Source organism: Dialister hominis, assembly GCF_007164725.1.
Lineage (GTDB): Bacteria > Bacillota > Negativicutes > Veillonellales > Dialisteraceae > Dialister > Dialister hominis.
The window spans coordinates 1,359,620-1,375,286 of record NZ_AP019697.1 but is presented as its reverse complement, the minus strand read 5'-3'; the positions used below and the strand labels follow the sequence as shown (position 1 = coordinate 1,375,286).

Genomic DNA, 15,667 nt, shown 5'->3' with positions numbered 1-15,667 from the left:
GTATGGCAGCAGCAAAAGCAGAAGTAAAAAAAGAAGAGGATTTGTCACTTCCGGAATATTTTATGAGGGGAGCCAAGAAAGGGTTTTACATTACCGTTGAACTGATTGCTCCGGCAATGGTCATGGCGTATACGCTGATTACCTTCTTGAACCTGTCAGGGATTATGCCGCTGATTGGAAAATTGCTGGCCCCGGTCATGGGAATTTTTGGACTTCCGGGTGAAGCTTCCGTCGTCCTTCTGGCGGCGTTCTTCGCAAAAGCTGCAGGCTGTGCTACGGCTGCCGGCATGTATATGAGCGGAAATCTGACCGCGGTAGAAGCAACAATCCTGTTTCCGGCATGCATTACGATGGGAACGCTGATCGGGCATTTTGCCAGAATCGTTTTAGTATGCAAAGTGCGCGCTCTTTATTATCCGGTCATGTTTGCAACGCCGATCATTGACGCTGTTATTGTCATGTTCCTGACGCGTCTCGTGCTTGTTTTAATGGGATACTGAGGAGGAACAGCCAATGAGTGAATCAAAAGAAAATAAACAGGAAGCGCTGCAGAAGGAAAATGAATACAAGGTGACATGGAAAGGATGGGTGTCCCTCGCTTTCCTGACCATCTCCTTTTCAGGGCTTGTAGCGCATCAGGATAATTTCCTGAAAGCATTCGACCTGATGAACCTGATGGGGCAGTTTGGCCATGCCGATGGTGCGAAGATTGCAATGCAGGGAACAGGCGGATTTGGTGCAAGGGAAGGTTTTGCCTTTGCATTGACAATGGTGCCGGTTACCATGCTCGCGCAGGGATTGATTGAAACATGCGAGCATTTAGGAGCCTTGAAGGCTGCCGGCAAGCTTTTCCAGCCATTCCTCCGTTTCCTCTTGGGAATTCCTGGCGTAGCCGGACTTGCCTTCATATCCAGTTTTACCAGCTCCGATATCGGCGCTTTCATGACAAAGAACCTTTTTGAAGAAGGCATGATGAATGATGACGAAAGAACGATTTTTGCTGCGTATCAGTATGCAGGCTCCGCCGTCATCAATAACACCATCGCTTCCGGGGCGGCACTTCTTCCTATCTCTATACTGCCCGTGGGCGTGGTTATCGTGCTCATTATCATTGTTAAATTTATCGGTGCGAATTTCGTCCGCTTTTATCTGAAGTATTATCACAGAAGACATCCTGAATCAGTACTGCCTTCTGAAGAAGTATAAATTGCAGGGGAGCCTTGTTCAGGCTTCCCTTTTTTATTGTAAAAAGGGAAATCATTATGGACCTTGAAAAAGTGAGAAGAGCGTTCAAGCGCAACCGCTTCGAGTGCAGCGTCTTTGAAACGGCAGGAGAAGCGGCAGAGTATCTTGACGGGAAGATTGACGGAGAGACGGTGGGGTTCGGGGATTCATTGACACTTCAGGCAATGGCATGTATGAGAAACTGAGCCGCCATAACACCGTATTTGATGTGCACCAGATCAACAGGGAAAGAGACGGGTTTGAAAAGAGCAACGAAGCCTTTCTTGATTTGGCGAGAAAGGCCATGGTGACTGACGTTTTCCTGACATCGGTGAACGGTGTATCGGAAACTGGCGTCATGGTCAACGTGGACGGCACAGGAAACAGAGTGGCAGGCTCGCTCTTCGGGCATAAAAAAGTGTACTTTGTCCTGGGGGTCAATAAAATCATGCCGACTCTGGAAGAGGCCATTTACCGTGCAAGGAACGTGGCCGCGCCGAAAAATGTTCTCCGCCACGGATACAAGTGCGGATGCTCGCTTCAGGGAGGAGACCGCTGCTATGACTGCGGTGCGCCTGACAGAATCTGCAATGTCCTTGCCATTTACTATAAGAAGATGAGGAATATTGAAATGGAAGTCATCCTGATCAATGAGGATTTGGGATACTAATGAATTTGCAATAGATAAAAGAGCAATAAAAAAGCACCCCGCGCCTTCCCTCGCGGAGTGTTTTTATTATGGATCAGTTGTTTTCAACAGGAGCTGCTTCCAGCTCTTCATTGGAAGAAGAGTTCTTCTTGAAAACAGTCGCTTTCAGGTAGAGTGCCAGGCAGACTGCACCGAATACGATGCCTGCCGGGTAAGTGATGGAAGTAGCCAGTTCGAGGCCTTCCTTAGCCTGAAGGATGTAAGTGGAGGTGACAACGGACATGAATGTTGCCGGAATGCATGCCATGAGCCATGCTTTGCCTTCACAGTGACGATAGAGGTAAACTGCGCCGGTCCAGAGAACGATCATAGCGAGTGTCTGGTTTGTCCAGGAGAAGTAACGCCAGATAATGTTGAAGTTCATCTGAGAAAGAACGGCACCGATGCCGAGAAGCGGAACTGCGAATGCAAGACGTTTTACAAGGCCGACCTGATCGATCTTGAACCAGTCAGCAAGGGTCAGACGAGCTGCGCGGAATGCAGTATCACCAGAGGTGATCGGGCATGCAACGACGCCGAGCATAGCGAGGATTGCGCCGATGCCGGTACCCATGTAGCCGACGCAGATATCATAAACTGCACCGCCAGGGCCGCCGGCTTTCAGAGCTGCCTGAAGGCCGCTTGTGCCGTCGAAGAATGTAACGCCTGCAGCTGCCCAGATCAGGCAAATGACACCTTCTGCAACCATGGCGCCGTAGAATACTGGACGTCCGAGACGTTCATCTTTCAGGCAGCGGGCCATGAGAGGGGACTGGGTGGAATGGAAGCCGGAAATAGCGCCGCAAGCAACGGTGATGAACATTAACGGCCAGATTGGGAGCTGGTTTTCTCCCGGATACAGGTTAGCGAAAACCATTTCAGGCATTGTGTGTCCGCCTACGCCGAAGAGCATGCCGCCTGCGATGCCGACAGCCATGATGATGAGGCAGATACCGAAAATCGGATAGAAACGTGCAATGATCTTATCGATCGGGAGCATGGTAGCCAGGAAGTAGTAGGCAAGAACGACGATGAGCCATGGGAGAACTTCCCAGCTGGTCAGTTTTGCTAGGAGCATTGCCGGGCCTGTCATGAATACGGTGCCGACGAGGATAAGAAGAATGACAGAGAAGACACGCATGATGTTCAGCATGGTGCTGCCCATCTGGTGGCCAACGATTTCAGAAATACTGTGTCCGTCTTCACGGATGGACATCATGCCGGAGAGGTAGTCATGTACGCCGCCGGCGAAAATGGTACCGAGGACAATCCATAAGTAAACGGATGGACCCCAGAGAGCGCCGCCAAGAGCGCCGAAGATCGGTCCCAGACCAGCGATGTTGAGCAGCTGGATCAGGAAAACTTTCCATGTAGGAAGCGGAATGTAGTCAACGCCGTCGTTGTGGATCGTGGCAGGCGTCTGACGGTCGTCAGGACCAAAGAAGTGATCAACGATGCGGCCGTAGATAAAGTAGCCTGTGATTAAAGCGGCCAGCGCAAGTAAAAAGGTTATCAAAGGAAATACCTCCCCAAATAAAAAAATAATGAATACACTCCTGATGAATCCGGCGCTTCTGCCCAGAACCGCAGAAAGCCTTGCGGCTATCGGCACAAGCGGCATACTTCATCTCAAATCATGGAAACGGAGTTTCGATCCGCATCCGGCAGCGTGACACCTTCTTTCCTGTGTTTCGTAATTAAATGTTGGATGAGCCTTTATCGGAAACATGATTTAATGTTCTCATCCGTTGCACTTTACGAATATTAGAATACAACACACCAACCTATACGTCAATAGCAAAAACATATGCCATTTAGTAATAAATATACACGTTGAGGATGAGTCTATCTTAAGATGTAGCCTTAATTGGCGGATTGAAATCATTTGAGGAACAGCACATATCTATCATCCAAGATTTGTTCATTTCCTTGATATATAATGTATAGTAAAATATAAAAAGAATTTCCTATGAAATCTAAAGGAAATGAAGAAAAAAGTCTTTATTTTTACTTGACATGAACTCTCCGTAAAAGGTATAATACCTCTTGTGAGATTTGTCCGGAAACCACTAGCCCCGGAGGAAAGACAATATCTTGCGGTTCTGTTTAGTATTCAGGAGGAATCATTTATAATGAAAAGCACATTTATGGCCAATGCGGGAAACATCACCCGTAAATGGTATATTGTTGATGCAGAAGGACTGACACTTGGCCGTCTGGCAGCTAGTGTAGCTAAAGTCCTCACAGGCAAAAATAAACCTACTTACACACCGCATGTTGATACAGGCGACAACGTTATCGTCATCAACGCAGATAAAGTCGTTCTGACAGGCAAGAAAGAACTGAAGAAGGTATACTTCCACTACACCGGTTACATCGGCGGAGATAGATACCAGAAAGCCGGGGACGCTCTTCGTGAAAAACCAGCTTGGGTTGTTGAACATGCTATTCGCGGCATGCTTCCGAAGAACAAACTTGGCGCTCAGATGTATCGTAAGCTTCATGTTTATGCTGGTGCAGAACATCCGCACGCAGCTCAGAAACCTGAAGAACTGAAGCTCAATATCCGTTAACCAGAAGGGAAGGAAATATAAGAAATGGCAGAAGCTACATACTACGGCACTGGCCGCAGAAAAACATCCGTTGCCAGAGTCCGTCTGGTACCGGGACAGGGAAACATTACAATCAACGGTCGTGAACTGAAAGATTATTTCGATCTTGCAACTCTCGAACTGATCATTAAACAGCCACTTGAACTGACAGGCACAACCTCCGCATATGACGTTATTGCTAACGTTAAAGGCGGCGGACGTACAGGCCAGGCAGGTGCTATCCGTCATGGCATCAGCCGCGCACTGCTCGACGTAGACGCTGACTACAGAAAACTGCTGAAGAGCGCAGGTCTTCTGACCCGTGACCCGAGAATGAAAGAACGTAAGAAATACGGTCTCAAGAAAGCAAGAAAAGCAAGCCAGTTCTCCAAGCGTTAATCGTTGGATTACGGCAAAAACGCACATGGAATTCCATGTGCGTTTTTTTCGGTTAAGACAGCCGTATTTGCGCAAGGTAGCGCATCAATGGCTCTGTGAAGTATAATGATAACAATTGAAGTCAAAAACGAAAGGAAGATTGGATATGACTCCACAGGATATTATTGATGCAACGAATACATTTGGACGCTATGGCGTACCGGAAGAAAATATCTTCCAGGAAGTCATGCGTGCAAGGTATCTGGACTATTTCCTTTTCAGCAATCCGTCGAATGCCCAGTATGGCATTTCCATTGAAGATCTGTATGAAAATATGAAGAAGACGGCTGACCGCCTGGGCCTTTATGAAGGGGATGCCGATACGTATGCCAGAGTGTATACACTCGCGCTACGCGTGGATCCGATGGCCTTTGCACCGGGAGCAGGCACAGCGCGTCAGGAAGTCAGAGCTCTTCTCAAGGAAGCAGGAAAGAAGGCAGAAGAAGCAGGACAGACAATCCTTTTCTCCGGCGCAGAAAACTACCTTCCTGTTTTGGATGATCTTTTCAAGGATCTGACGACGAAGAGAATAGCTCTTGCCATGAATTCGCCGGAATGGAAAGAAAAGCTCCATATGGTCTTCCCTCGAGGGCGGATGATGATGGAGGAAGAACTTGATGCTGACACGGAAGCATATAATTACATATTCAACTGGGAAACAAGCAGCATTGCGCATGCTGCCTCGATCACCAGAAGACTTTCAGAGAAGGGCACGATGGATGTTTTGATTCCATATGCGCTTCTTCTTGAAAACAGTGAGGAAGCAGAAGACGCACGAAAGGCTCTGGCCGCTGAAGGAAAACTCGTTTCTTATTATGATACAGATTTAGGCGGCAAGGAGTACGCATTCCTCCGGTTTGCAGGAGAAAAGTCGCCTGCCGTATCATTTGGCGAATCCGGATTTGAAGCCGGCGCTTTCCATGGGTATGATACGCTTAAGCTTTCTTCTGAAGATTTTGCAGCAGCTGACGACTGGAATATCGATATCTACGCATACAATGGATCTCCTGCGCTTCAGTCGATCCTTGCAGGAAATATTCTGGATCTCGATCATTCCATCGGAAAAGTGTTCGAAGGTCTCATGCCTGGAAGACTTTCCGCCGGATATTATGACGGCCTTTCTGCAGAAGGCATTTCTGATTCAGGAATCAGGAAAGACCTTATTTCCTCAGCGCCGGCAGAAGAAGGCGATGAAGGGATTGCTGTCAGAAGCGGCGATCTTGTCATTACAGTCAGGGATGGAAGTGTGAAGACCGCCGTCATTCCGGAAGGGACATCCTGCGTTCTTGCACCTGGCATCTTGGCATTCCGCCCTTCAGGCAGGTACACTTCCTGGTACTTGAAACTGTACTTGGACGGCCCGGTCGGCCAGCTTTTCCTTAATACGATGAAAGCAGGGTATTCATACCATTTAATAACGGAACGGATTCTCAGGCTGCCGCTTCCCAAGGCGGATGATATGGTTATCCGCGAAGCAGATGCGCTCTGCTGCAAGACAGCTGAATCGCTGGCAAAGGCAGAAGAAGCCTGGAGAAATGCTAAGAGAGATTCCGTCGCCCTGATGATGGGACATGGTCAGGCATAAATCGAGTGGTCATAAATGAAAGGCAGGGTAAATTAATGAAGCTGGTTCTTGCAACTCATAATAAAGGAAAAATCAGGGAATTTCAGAAAGTATTCTCTGAAATAGGCTGGGAAGCTGTTCCTGTTGCTGATGTCTCTGATGCACCAGATCCGGAGGAGACTGGAAAAACTTTCAAAGAAAATGCACTGCAGAAAGCGCATTATTACGCCAAAGTCACAAATCTTCCCGTGCTGTCAGATGACTCCGGCATCATTGCAGATGTTTTAGGCGACCGCCCGGGTGTTTATTCCGCCCGTTATGCAGGAAAGCATGGCGATGATGAGGCCAACAACAGAAAACTTGTGGAAGACCTGAAACCGTATACCGGAGATGACCGCAAGGGCCATTATGTATGCGTCATTGCACTTGTATGGCCGGATGGAAAGGAAATCACAGCAGAAGGTACCTGCGAGGGCATCATCCGTGATTTCTACAAAGGAAACGGCGGCTTTGGATATGATCCGCTGTTCTACCTGCCGCAGTATGGCAAGACGATGGCAGAAATCTCCATGGAGGAGAAAAACAAGATCAGCCATCGCGGAAAAGCCATCCAGGCGCTGCTCAATGAGCTAAAAAAATTATAGTCTTAATCGATATCTATACAGAATAAGTATACAAGATATAAATCGTTTTCAATCTATTTGACTCTATGTTATAATTGGAATGTTCCATTCCGGGTAAGAATAAGGATGGGGGTGTCAGTTTACTTCATGAAAAGAGGTAAGCTTAAACTGTTCGGCTTCAACAATTTGACGAAGACGCTCAGCTTCAATATGTACGACATTTGTTATGCCAGTACAGAACAGGAAAGAAAAAAGTACATTGCTTATATTGATGAGCAGTACAGTGCAGAAAGACTGACCCAGATTTTGAATAAGGTTGCTGATACGATCGGTGCCATCGTGCTGAATACGGCCCAGCAGGATTATGATCCGCAGGGCGCCAGCGTGACGATGCTGATTGCAGAGGAAGAAGTGGAAAAGCAGGATGTGGTCATGCATCTGGACAAGAGCCATATCACTGTTCACACATATCCCGAAATGCATCCTCAGGATGGGATCTGCACATTCCGCGCAGACATCGATGTATCGACCTGCGGGAAAATCTCTCCTTTGAAGGCGCTCAACTATTTGCTGAAGTCATTTGATGCAGACATCGTAATCACTGACTATCGTGTCAGGGGATTCACCAGGGATGTCAATGGCAAGAAGATCTATATCGACCACAGAATTAATTCCATCCAGAATTATATGTCGCCGGATCTCCGCCACCGCTATGATATGATTGACGTCAACGTCTATCAGGAAAATATTTTCCACACAAAGATGCTGATTCATGATTTCAAGCTGGACAACTATTTGTTTGACACGACGGAAAAGGAACTCGACAAGAAGGAAGTAAAGAGAATCCGCCGCCTGCTCAAGCAGGAAATGTATGAAATCTTTAACGGCAGGAATATGCCGGCTATAAAAGATTAATTTTATTATTCAGGAGGTTTTTTATGGATACCGAGAAACTTAGACAGGAAGCCATTGAGCTTAGAAAAGAAAAGCATCAGATGATCAAGACTGAACTGAATGCTGAACTGAACGACGGCCACGATCTGGCTATCGTATATACACCGGGCGTTTCCGCTCCGTGCCTTGCTATTAAGGACGACGAAGATCTGTCCCTGACCATGACCTGGAGAGGCAATGTCGTAGCAGTTATTTCCGACGGCACCCGCGTACTGGGCCTTGGCGATATCGGAGCTGCTGCTTCCATGCCGGTTATGGAAGGCAAATCTGCTCTGTACAAGAAATTTGGCAACATTGATGCGATTCCGATCGTTCTTGACACCAAAGACAAAGATGAATTCATTCATACAGTAAAGCTTCTGGAAAAGAACTTCGCAGGCATCAACCTCGAAGATATCTCTTCCCCGAAATGCTATGACATTGAAGACGAACTGAAGAAAATCATGAATATTCCGGTATTCCATGATGACCAGCACGGCACAGCTATTGCAGCTCTCGCAGCACTGCTCGGTGCTCTGAAAGTCGTTAACAAGAAGATCGAAGACATCAAAGTCGTTATCAACGGCGCAGGCGCTGCAGGCACAGCTATTGCAAAACTGCTTCTGGAAGACGGCGTAAAGGCTGAAAACATGACCATCCTGAATTCCAAAGGCATTCTCTTTGACAATGGAAAACGCGACAGAGTCCAGATGGAACTGATCAAGAAAACAAACCCGGAAAACAAGCAGGGAACATTTGCTGATGCTGTCAAAGGCGCAGACGTACTCATCGGCTGCTCCGCTCCTGGCGTATTCAACAATGACGCTCTGAAGACCATGGCAGACAAGAGCATTGTCTTCGCTATGGCAAACCCGGTTCCGGAAATCATGTATGAAGAAGCTGAAGAAAAAGGCGTTTACATCTATGGCTCCGGCAGAAGCGATATGCCGAACCAGGTAAACAACTCTTCCGTATTCCCGGGCCTGTTCCGCGGCGCTCTCGACGTACGCGCACGCCAGATCAATGAAGAAATGAAACTGGCTGCTGCTCATGCTCTGGCTGATCTGGCTACACAGTGCACACTGGATCCGAAGCATGTTGTCGTTGACGTATTCGACAAGAGAGTTCCTCATGTCGTCGCAAAGGCTGTAGCAGAAGCTGCTATCAAGACAGGCGTAGCAAGAGCAACTGAACTTCCAGCTCAGTACAAAGACTAATCGTTGAATGTAACTAATCGTTGAATGTAATTTTATACGATAATAAAAAGACTCATGTCCATTTCAGGATATGGGTCTTTTTTTGCTCAAACGGGATTTTTATCAAATATTTGAATTATAAAATCGAAATATTTCGCATAACTGTTTTTGCCCGCCATTCCAATTCAGTATATAATAATAGATATACATTCATACAGGAGGGAGAACCATGGGATTCTTGGGGGCGGTTTCTTCTTACTTTCATAAAAAAGGATTTGAAAATCTGTCTTCTGACGAAAGGATCGGACTCATAGACAAGGGTGCAATGCGTATTTTGCGTGCATTTCATGAAGATGGATTTGAAGCATTTATCGTGGGCGGCTGCGTCAGGGATCTGATGATGAAGCTTGAGCCTCATGACTGGGATATTACAACGTCTGCTCTTCCGGATGAAACGATCCGCGTGGCAGAAAGCCGCGGATGGAAAGCCATTGGAGGAGAGGGACGCCGCTTTGGAACAGTTATCATCGTCATTGATGGCATGAGCTATGAAGTGACGACTTTCCGGAGCGAAACGTACGGGCAGGATGCACATCGTCCAAGTGAAGTGCATTTTGCATCCGATCTGAAGGAAGACCTGATGCGCCGCGACTTCACTGTCAATGCCATGGCTGTCGATGCAGACGGCGTGATTTATGATTACTTTGATGGCGTTTCTGATCTGGACCGGAAAAGGCTCCGTACGGTCGGTGAGTCATCCAAGCGCTTTTCAGAGGATGCGCTCCGCCTTTTCCGTGCCTGCCGTTTTCTGGGACAGCTGGATTTCATGGCGGATCGTTCACTGATTGACGGCATGCCTTCCGCCTTTGAACGGGTGAAGGGACTTTCGCTTGAGAGAGTGGAAAGTGAAATAGACCGGCTGATTGTGACGCCGCATGCAGCGCGCGGCTTTGACCTTCTTGTGCGTACAGGGCTTAATGAATGTTTCTGCCATGCAACGGAATACGGCAAAGAAACGGAAATTGCCATTCTTCCGGAACTCTCTCACCTGGTGGGACTTCCGCAGCAGAAAGAATTTCATAAGTTCGACGGCTGGTATCACACACTGGCCGTTCTTGATGCATCAAAACCATTACTCATCAACCGCTGGGCGGCTCTTCTTCATGACGTAGGCAAAGGAATGCCTGGTGTCAGGGGCATTCACAAGGGACGGCTTACTGATTACGGCCATGATAAGAAAGGGGCTGAAATGACCAGAGCGCTCCTGAAGCACTGGAAACGTCCGAAAGCCTTTGTCAACCGTGTAACCTGGCTGGTAGAAAATCATATGAGATTCCATACCATTGCCAACGATCCGAAATCACATCCCGACAAGTGGATAAGGCAGATTGCCAGAGAAAAAGCATTCCCGACGTCGGCCGATGTATCGGAAGCCATGCTGCAGATGACAGATCTTTCCATCGCAGACATTATAGGATGCGGAAATCCGGACGCCGATACAAGGGGACATCAGGAAATCGGAGAATACATGTCCCGGCTTGCGCTGGAAATCCCTGTTTCAACAAAGGAACTTCATTATGACAAGCGTGTTCCCCTCCTTTTAGGAGAGAAGACGCCTGAAGGAATGAAGAACCTTCTTATCCGCGTGCAGAGCGGAAGCCTTGAAAATGAACCTGCGGCCATCTACGATGCAGCAGTCCGTTATATGAGGAGAAGATCGCATGAGTAAATCAGGTCCTGAAAAAATCATGAAATCCAGAAGCAGGAAGATGGCGGGCATCCTATGCATCGTCGGATTTTTGCTTGCCGGAAGACTTGGTTGGATCCAGATTGCCCGCGGAAGCCAGTATGAGGAAATGGCGATGAACCAGACCGAAGGCGTGCAGACACTCTATTCACCAAGAGGAACGATCTACGATACGAACGGCAAGGAACTTGCTTTTTCCATCATGGTCAAATCCTTGTATGCAGACCCCGGGACAATGAACGTCAGCGCAGCAGAAGCAGCGAAAGACCTCGCTCCGATTCTGAAGAAAAATGAATCAGACCTGGCGAAGGCCATGTCGAGGAAAACACGCTTCGTATGGCTGGAGCGTTTGATGGATCCGGAAGATTCCGATAAAGTGCAGGCTCTGATCAAGGAAAAAGGGTGGAAAGGCTTCGGCTTCTTCGATGAAAGCCGCAGATTCTATCCCAATGGCCCTATGGCAGCGAATGTGCTGGGCTTTGTAGGTCTCGATGACAAGGGGCTCGACGGGCTTGAAATGTCGCTGGATGACCTGATCCGCGGAGGCAAGAGCAAGCAGATGCTTCTGACCGATGCCCGGGGAAATCCGATTCTGGAGTCGGCTCTTGCTCCGTACAAGGCTGAAAATGAACGATCCGTGTATCTGACAATCGATCAGAATATCCAGTTCTATGCAGAAAGAGCGCTCGACCGCGCTATGACAAGCACCAAAGCATCCGGCGGCATCATTATCGTCATGGATCCTAAGACAGGGGCTATCCTTGCGCTTGGAAACAGGCCTTCCTATGACCCGAACCACTTTGACAAGGCGACAGAAGCAGAATTCAAGAACCGTGCCGTTGTCGATATTTACGAACCAGGATCGACATTCAAGCCTGTCGTTGCAGCGGCTGCTCTGGCAGCCAAAACATATGACACGCAGCGTGTCTGGCACGATCCCGGGGCAGTCTGGGCATCCGGCCATGCCATCAGGAACTGGGATGATGAATCCTATGGCGATGTCCGTCTCGTTGATATCCTGAAATTCTCCATCAATACCGGCTTTGCCCATATAGGGCTTCTGACCGGCGGAGATATACTGACGGAATATGCAAAGAAATTCGGCTTTGGGAAACCGACCGGAATCGATCTTCCTGGCGAGGGATCGGGCGTTCTCTTCAATCCGAAGGAAATGCGTGCTATCGATGTGGCGACCATGTCCATCGGGCAGGGCATTGCGGTAACACCGCTCCAGATGGTGCAGGCATACAGCGCCCTGGCAAACGGCGGACAAATGGTCAAGCCGCATATCATCAAGGAAATCAAGAATCCGGATGGAAGCGATTACAAGGTCAATCAGACGGAAATCAGCGGAAATCCTGTATCCAAGGAAGTGGCTGATGAAGTCAAGGACATGATGGAAAAGGAAGTCGCATCCGGCGGCGGCACAAATGCGCAGGTTGATGGCTACCATATGGCAGGGAAAACCGGTACGGCACAGAAAATCGATGCAGTCAACGGCGGGTATCTTAAAAACCAGTACATCGCATCCTTCTGCGGCTTCGGCCCTACGGAAGATCCAAGGGCTATATGCCTTGTCGTACTGGATACACCAAAAGGCGTATACTATGGCGGCCAGGTAGCAGCTCCTGTTTTCAAGGAAGCCATGACGCATATCATGCATTACCTTTCAGTACCGACACTGGAAGATGAAGCAACGCATGCAAAGCCGAAAGCAAAGGATATTGAAACGTACAAGCCGGCAATTCCATCAGAGGATGTGAAAGAATTCAGGCTTCCAAGCTTTACAGGATGGACGATCCGCGACACGGGAGAATGGCTGACCCGCGCAGGACTCGGTTTCCAGCCTGAAGGAAGCGGCTATGCCTACAAGCAGGATCCCGGAATAGGGGCAACTGTAAAGAGAGGCTCAAGCGTCCACGTATATTTCCGGCAGTAATAAAAGACTCTTCCTTCGGGGAGAGTTTTTTGCTGGCGGTTTTCCAAAACATAAAATGACCATATTTCCTGTACGTTTTTATGCGGCATAGTGTCTTGCATGCTATAATAAATAAAGATTTACCTTTATTTCACCGTTGCCAGGAAAGGGGAAAAAAGAGATGCTGAGTGACATTGAAATCGCACAGAAAGCGGAGATGAAACCGATTGTTGAAATTGGTGAGAAAGTCGGTATTGCTCCTGAAAATCTGGAAAATTACGGACCGTACAAAGCCAAAGTATCCTTGAAATTCACGAATGAGGTGCTGTCAAAACCACAGGGAAAGCTGATTCTTGTGACAGCTATTTCACCAACACCTGCCGGAGAAGGCAAGACAACGACGACCGTCGGCCTCGGACAGGCTCTGTCCAAACTGGGCAAAAAGACGATGATCTGCCTGCGTGAACCATCCCTTGGACCATGCATGGGCATAAAAGGCGGTGCTGCCGGCGGCGGCTATTCCCAGGTCGTACCGATGGAAGACATCAACCTTCATTTCACCGGAGACCTCCATGCAATCACAGCTGCGCATAACCTTCTGGCAGCTATGGTCGACAATCACATCCAGCAGGGAAATGAACTCAACATTGATCCCAGACGCGTTGTATGGAATCGCGTCATGGATATGAATGACCGTGTTCTCCGTCATATCGTTGTAGGTCTCGGCGGCCATGCAAACGGAGTGCCAAGAGAAGGCGGCTTCGATATTACCGTCGCTTCCGAAGTTATGGCTATCCTCTGCCTGGCAGATTCGATCCATGACATGAAAGAAAGATTTGCAAGAATCATTGTCGGCTATACCTATGACAATAAACCGGTTACTGCAGGCGACATTCATGCACAGGGCGCTATGACCGCACTGATGAAGGATGCACTGAAGCCAAACCTGGTACAGACACTCGAACATGTCCCGGCCTTCATTCACGGCGGCCCGTTTGCCAATATCGCTCACGGATGCAACTCTGTCCTGGCAACAAGAACAGCTCTGCATCTTGCTGATTACGTCGTTACGGAAGCAGGATTCGGTGCTGACCTTGGCGCAGAAAAATTCCTGGACATCAAGTGCCGTTTCGCAGGTCTCAAACCAGATGCTGCAGTCCTCGTCGCTACCATCCGCGCACTAAAGATGAACGGCGGAAAGGCAAAGAACGAACTGACAGAATCCGATCCGGAAGCTGTAAAGAGAGGCCTTCCGAATCTGCTTCGCCATATGCACAACCTGAAGAAGTATGGCCTGCCGATCGTAGTTGCTTTGAACATGTTCCCATCCGATACAGAAGAAGAAAAGAAAGTCGCTTTCGAAGCATGCAAGGAAGCCGGCGTACCTGTTGCTGAATCCACTGTCTTTGCTGACGGCGGTGAAGGCGGACTTGATCTGGGTGAAAAAGTACTGGCAGCCATTGATCAGGGATCCAATTACAAGCCGCTTTATGATCTGGACCTTTCCCTTAAGGAAAAGATTGAAACCATTGCAAAAGAAATTTATGGCGCTGACGGCGTGGCATTTGACGGTGCCGCTGCAAAAGAACTGGCGCACATTGAAGAAATGGGATACGGAAAGATGCCTGTCTGCATTGCAAAGACACCGGTATCCTTCAGTGATGATCCGTCCAAGCTGGGAGCACCTTCAGGATTTACACTCCATGTCAGAGAAGTCAAAGTATCTGCCGGCGCAGGCTTTGTCGTCGCTCTGACTGGCAAGATCATGACGATGCCGGGACTTCCGCGCCGTCCGGCTGCTGAACGTATCGATGTGGATGACGAAGGAAATATTACGGGGCTCTTCTGATATGGCAGCAATGATTTTAGATGGAAAAGAAGTAGCAGCAGCTCTTGAAAAGGAACTGGCAGAACGCCTGGCAAAACTGAAGGCGAAGAGGTATGAACCAAAGCTTGCCATCATTCTGGCGGGAGACAGCAAGCCCTCTGCCATGTATGCATCCTTCATGCAGAAAGCTGCTAAAAGTTATGGCATCAATTCAGGCATATTCAAGGAAGCAGAAGATGTCAGCGAAGATGAGCTTGGGAAATTAATCACCGATCTCAGCAATGATGATGAAATAACAGGCATTCTTATGATGATGCCGCTTCCGGAGCAGATCGATCCTGAAAAGATGATTGCACTCATTGATCCGGATAAGGATGTAGACGGGCTGACGGACATGAATGCAGGAAGACTTTTTGCCGGGAAAGACGGACTCTTCGGAAATACACCGCGCGCCGTCATGGCAATCCTGAAGCATTATAAGATTGAAATGAATGGAAAGCGCGTCGTCGTCATAGGGCGCAGCAATGTCATCGGGAAACCGGTTTCCATTATGCTCCTGAAGGAGAATGCAACAGTAACGATCTGCCACTCTCATACAAAGGATCTGACAAGTTTGACACGCGAGGCTGATGTTCTTGTCGCTGCTGTTGGAAGACCTGGATACGTGACAGCAGATATGGTCAAAGAAGGCGCCGTCGTCATTGATGTGGGCATCAACCGTGTAAACGGAAAGACCGTTGGCGATGTCGATTACGACAATGTCTCTGAGAAAGCCGGATGCATCACTCCGGTTCCAGGAGGCGTAGGAAGCGTAACGACAGCCATGGTCATCGAGAATATTATCAAAGCCGGAGAGAAATTCATCCGCGATTAAAGGACACGAAAGAGCCGCAAAATCTGCGGCTCTTTTTCTATGG

16 protein-coding genes are annotated in these 15,667 nt (G+C 48.4%); 15 read left to right on the top strand and 1 reads right to left on the bottom strand.

The annotated features are described in order from the left end of the window. Window positions 1-2: 2 nt before the first annotated feature. The 4 genes from Dia5BBH33_RS06390 to Dia5BBH33_RS06380 are packed head-to-tail and all read left to right on the top strand — an operon-like array spanning window position 3 to window position 1,894. Complete coding sequence (locus Dia5BBH33_RS06390; protein ID WP_108850822.1) at window positions 3-500, top strand: nucleoside recognition domain-containing protein; 498 nt, start codon at window positions 3-5, stop codon at window positions 498-500. A 13-nt stretch (window positions 501-513) separates the two neighbouring features. After that, on the top strand, window positions 514-1,206 hold the full coding sequence (locus Dia5BBH33_RS06385) for a nucleoside recognition domain-containing protein (protein ID WP_022381862.1): 693 nt from the start codon (window positions 514-516) through the stop codon (window positions 1,204-1,206). Between the two features lie 56 nt (window positions 1,207-1,262). Further along, window positions 1,263-1,430 carry a hypothetical protein gene (locus Dia5BBH33_RS11290; protein ID WP_022381861.1) on the top strand — a complete coding sequence of 56 codons (168 nt, stop codon included), beginning with the start codon at window positions 1,263-1,265 and terminating at the stop codon, window positions 1,428-1,430. Then, the gene (locus Dia5BBH33_RS06380; RefSeq protein ID WP_232518023.1) at window positions 1,415-1,894 is read left to right on the top strand and encodes an LUD domain-containing protein; all 480 of its coding nucleotides are present in this window, start codon (window positions 1,415-1,417) and stop codon (window positions 1,892-1,894) included. Before Dia5BBH33_RS11290 ends, Dia5BBH33_RS06380 begins: the two co-directional genes overlap by 16 nt. 73 nt (window positions 1,895-1,967) lie before the next feature. On the opposite strand, the gene Dia5BBH33_RS06375 is transcribed toward Dia5BBH33_RS06380, so the two are convergent. Further along, window positions 1,968-3,428 carry a carbon starvation CstA family protein gene (locus Dia5BBH33_RS06375; RefSeq protein ID WP_143332597.1) on the bottom strand — a complete coding sequence of 487 codons (1,461 nt, stop codon included), beginning with the start codon at window positions 3,426-3,428 and terminating at the stop codon, window positions 1,968-1,970. Window positions 3,429-3,456: 28 nt separating this feature from the next. Here Dia5BBH33_RS06375 and Dia5BBH33_RS11375 point away from each other — a divergent pair, with 28 nt between their 5' ends. The 11 genes from Dia5BBH33_RS11375 (at window position 3,457) to Dia5BBH33_RS06325 (ending at window position 15,624) form a co-directional block, all read left to right on the top strand. After that, entirely contained in the window at window positions 3,457-3,585 is a 129-nt protein-coding gene (locus Dia5BBH33_RS11375) for a hypothetical protein (RefSeq protein ID WP_269776988.1), read from the top strand. Window positions 3,586-4,044: 459 nt separating this feature from the next. Continuing rightward, window positions 4,045-4,485 (top strand): 50S ribosomal protein L13, encoded by a 441-nt coding sequence (rplM, locus tag Dia5BBH33_RS06370; protein WP_022381858.1) that lies wholly within the window; start codon window positions 4,045-4,047, stop codon window positions 4,483-4,485. A 24-nt stretch (window positions 4,486-4,509) separates the two neighbouring features. Next, window positions 4,510-4,902: a 30S ribosomal protein S9 gene (gene rpsI, locus Dia5BBH33_RS06365; RefSeq protein ID WP_022381857.1), complete on the top strand. Its 393-nt coding sequence runs from the start codon at window positions 4,510-4,512 to the stop codon at window positions 4,900-4,902. A 145-nt stretch (window positions 4,903-5,047) separates the two neighbouring features. Then, window positions 5,048-6,526: a restriction endonuclease subunit S domain-containing protein gene (locus Dia5BBH33_RS06360; RefSeq protein ID WP_143332596.1), complete on the top strand. Its 1,479-nt coding sequence runs from the start codon at window positions 5,048-5,050 to the stop codon at window positions 6,524-6,526. A 35-nt stretch (window positions 6,527-6,561) separates the two neighbouring features. Next, window positions 6,562-7,149, top strand: coding sequence for an XTP/dITP diphosphatase (locus Dia5BBH33_RS06355; protein ID WP_022381855.1), 588 nt, complete (start codon window positions 6,562-6,564; stop codon window positions 7,147-7,149). Between the two features lie 126 nt (window positions 7,150-7,275). After that, window positions 7,276-8,043 (top strand): adenosylmethionine decarboxylase, encoded by a 768-nt coding sequence (gene speD / locus Dia5BBH33_RS06350; RefSeq protein WP_143332595.1) that lies wholly within the window; start codon window positions 7,276-7,278, stop codon window positions 8,041-8,043. A 23-nt stretch (window positions 8,044-8,066) separates the two neighbouring features. Next, window positions 8,067-9,278: an NAD(P)-dependent malic enzyme gene (locus tag Dia5BBH33_RS06345; protein WP_022381853.1), complete on the top strand. Its 1,212-nt coding sequence runs from the start codon at window positions 8,067-8,069 to the stop codon at window positions 9,276-9,278. 208 nt (window positions 9,279-9,486) lie between these two features. After that, window positions 9,487-10,986, top strand: a complete 1,500-nt coding sequence (locus tag Dia5BBH33_RS06340) for a CCA tRNA nucleotidyltransferase (RefSeq protein WP_307987197.1) — start codon at window positions 9,487-9,489, stop codon at window positions 10,984-10,986. Beyond that, the gene (locus Dia5BBH33_RS06335; protein ID WP_143332594.1) at window positions 10,979-12,943 is read left to right on the top strand and encodes a penicillin-binding protein; all 1,965 of its coding nucleotides are present in this window, start codon (window positions 10,979-10,981) and stop codon (window positions 12,941-12,943) included. Before Dia5BBH33_RS06340 ends, Dia5BBH33_RS06335 begins: the two co-directional genes overlap by 8 nt. A 160-nt stretch (window positions 12,944-13,103) precedes the next feature. Next, window positions 13,104-14,771: a formate--tetrahydrofolate ligase gene (locus Dia5BBH33_RS06330; RefSeq protein WP_143332593.1), complete on the top strand. Its 1,668-nt coding sequence runs from the start codon at window positions 13,104-13,106 to the stop codon at window positions 14,769-14,771. Between the two features lie 10 nt (window positions 14,772-14,781). Beyond that, complete coding sequence (locus tag Dia5BBH33_RS06325; protein ID WP_144269416.1) at window positions 14,782-15,624, top strand: bifunctional 5,10-methylenetetrahydrofolate dehydrogenase/5,10-methenyltetrahydrofolate cyclohydrolase; 843 nt, start codon at window positions 14,782-14,784, stop codon at window positions 15,622-15,624. Window positions 15,625-15,667 lie beyond the last annotated feature (43 nt).

Bases quoted from the DNA above. Each gene is read 5' to 3' on its own strand.
- Dia5BBH33_RS06360 (WP_143332596.1), top strand. From the start codon at position 5,048: ATGACTCCACAGGATATTATTGATGCAACGAATACATTTGGACGCTAT.
- rplM (WP_022381858.1), top strand. From the start codon at position 4,045: ATGAAAAGCACATTTATGGCCAATGCGGGAAACATCACCCGTAAATGG.
- speD (WP_143332595.1), top strand. From the start codon at position 7,276: ATGAAAAGAGGTAAGCTTAAACTGTTCGGCTTCAACAATTTGACGAAG.
- Dia5BBH33_RS06340 (WP_307987197.1), top strand. From the start codon at position 9,487: ATGGGATTCTTGGGGGCGGTTTCTTCTTACTTTCATAAAAAAGGATTT.
- Dia5BBH33_RS11375 (WP_269776988.1), top strand. From the start codon at position 3,457: ATGAATACACTCCTGATGAATCCGGCGCTTCTGCCCAGAACCGCAGAA.
- Dia5BBH33_RS06330 (WP_143332593.1), top strand. From the start codon at position 13,104: ATGCTGAGTGACATTGAAATCGCACAGAAAGCGGAGATGAAACCGATT.
- Dia5BBH33_RS11290 (WP_022381861.1), top strand. From the start codon at position 1,263: ATGGACCTTGAAAAAGTGAGAAGAGCGTTCAAGCGCAACCGCTTCGAG.
- Dia5BBH33_RS06390 (WP_108850822.1), top strand. From the start codon at position 3: ATGGCAGCAGCAAAAGCAGAAGTAAAAAAAGAAGAGGATTTGTCACTT.
- rpsI (WP_022381857.1), top strand. From the start codon at position 4,510: ATGGCAGAAGCTACATACTACGGCACTGGCCGCAGAAAAACATCCGTT.
- Dia5BBH33_RS06385 (WP_022381862.1), top strand. From the start codon at position 514: ATGAGTGAATCAAAAGAAAATAAACAGGAAGCGCTGCAGAAGGAAAAT.
- Dia5BBH33_RS06335 (WP_143332594.1), top strand. From the start codon at position 10,979: ATGAGTAAATCAGGTCCTGAAAAAATCATGAAATCCAGAAGCAGGAAG.
- Dia5BBH33_RS06345 (WP_022381853.1), top strand. From the start codon at position 8,067: ATGGATACCGAGAAACTTAGACAGGAAGCCATTGAGCTTAGAAAAGAA.
- Dia5BBH33_RS06355 (WP_022381855.1), top strand. From the start codon at position 6,562: ATGAAGCTGGTTCTTGCAACTCATAATAAAGGAAAAATCAGGGAATTT.
- Dia5BBH33_RS06380 (WP_232518023.1), top strand. From the start codon at position 1,415: ATGTATGAGAAACTGAGCCGCCATAACACCGTATTTGATGTGCACCAG.
- Dia5BBH33_RS06325 (WP_144269416.1), top strand. From the start codon at position 14,782: ATGATTTTAGATGGAAAAGAAGTAGCAGCAGCTCTTGAAAAGGAACTG.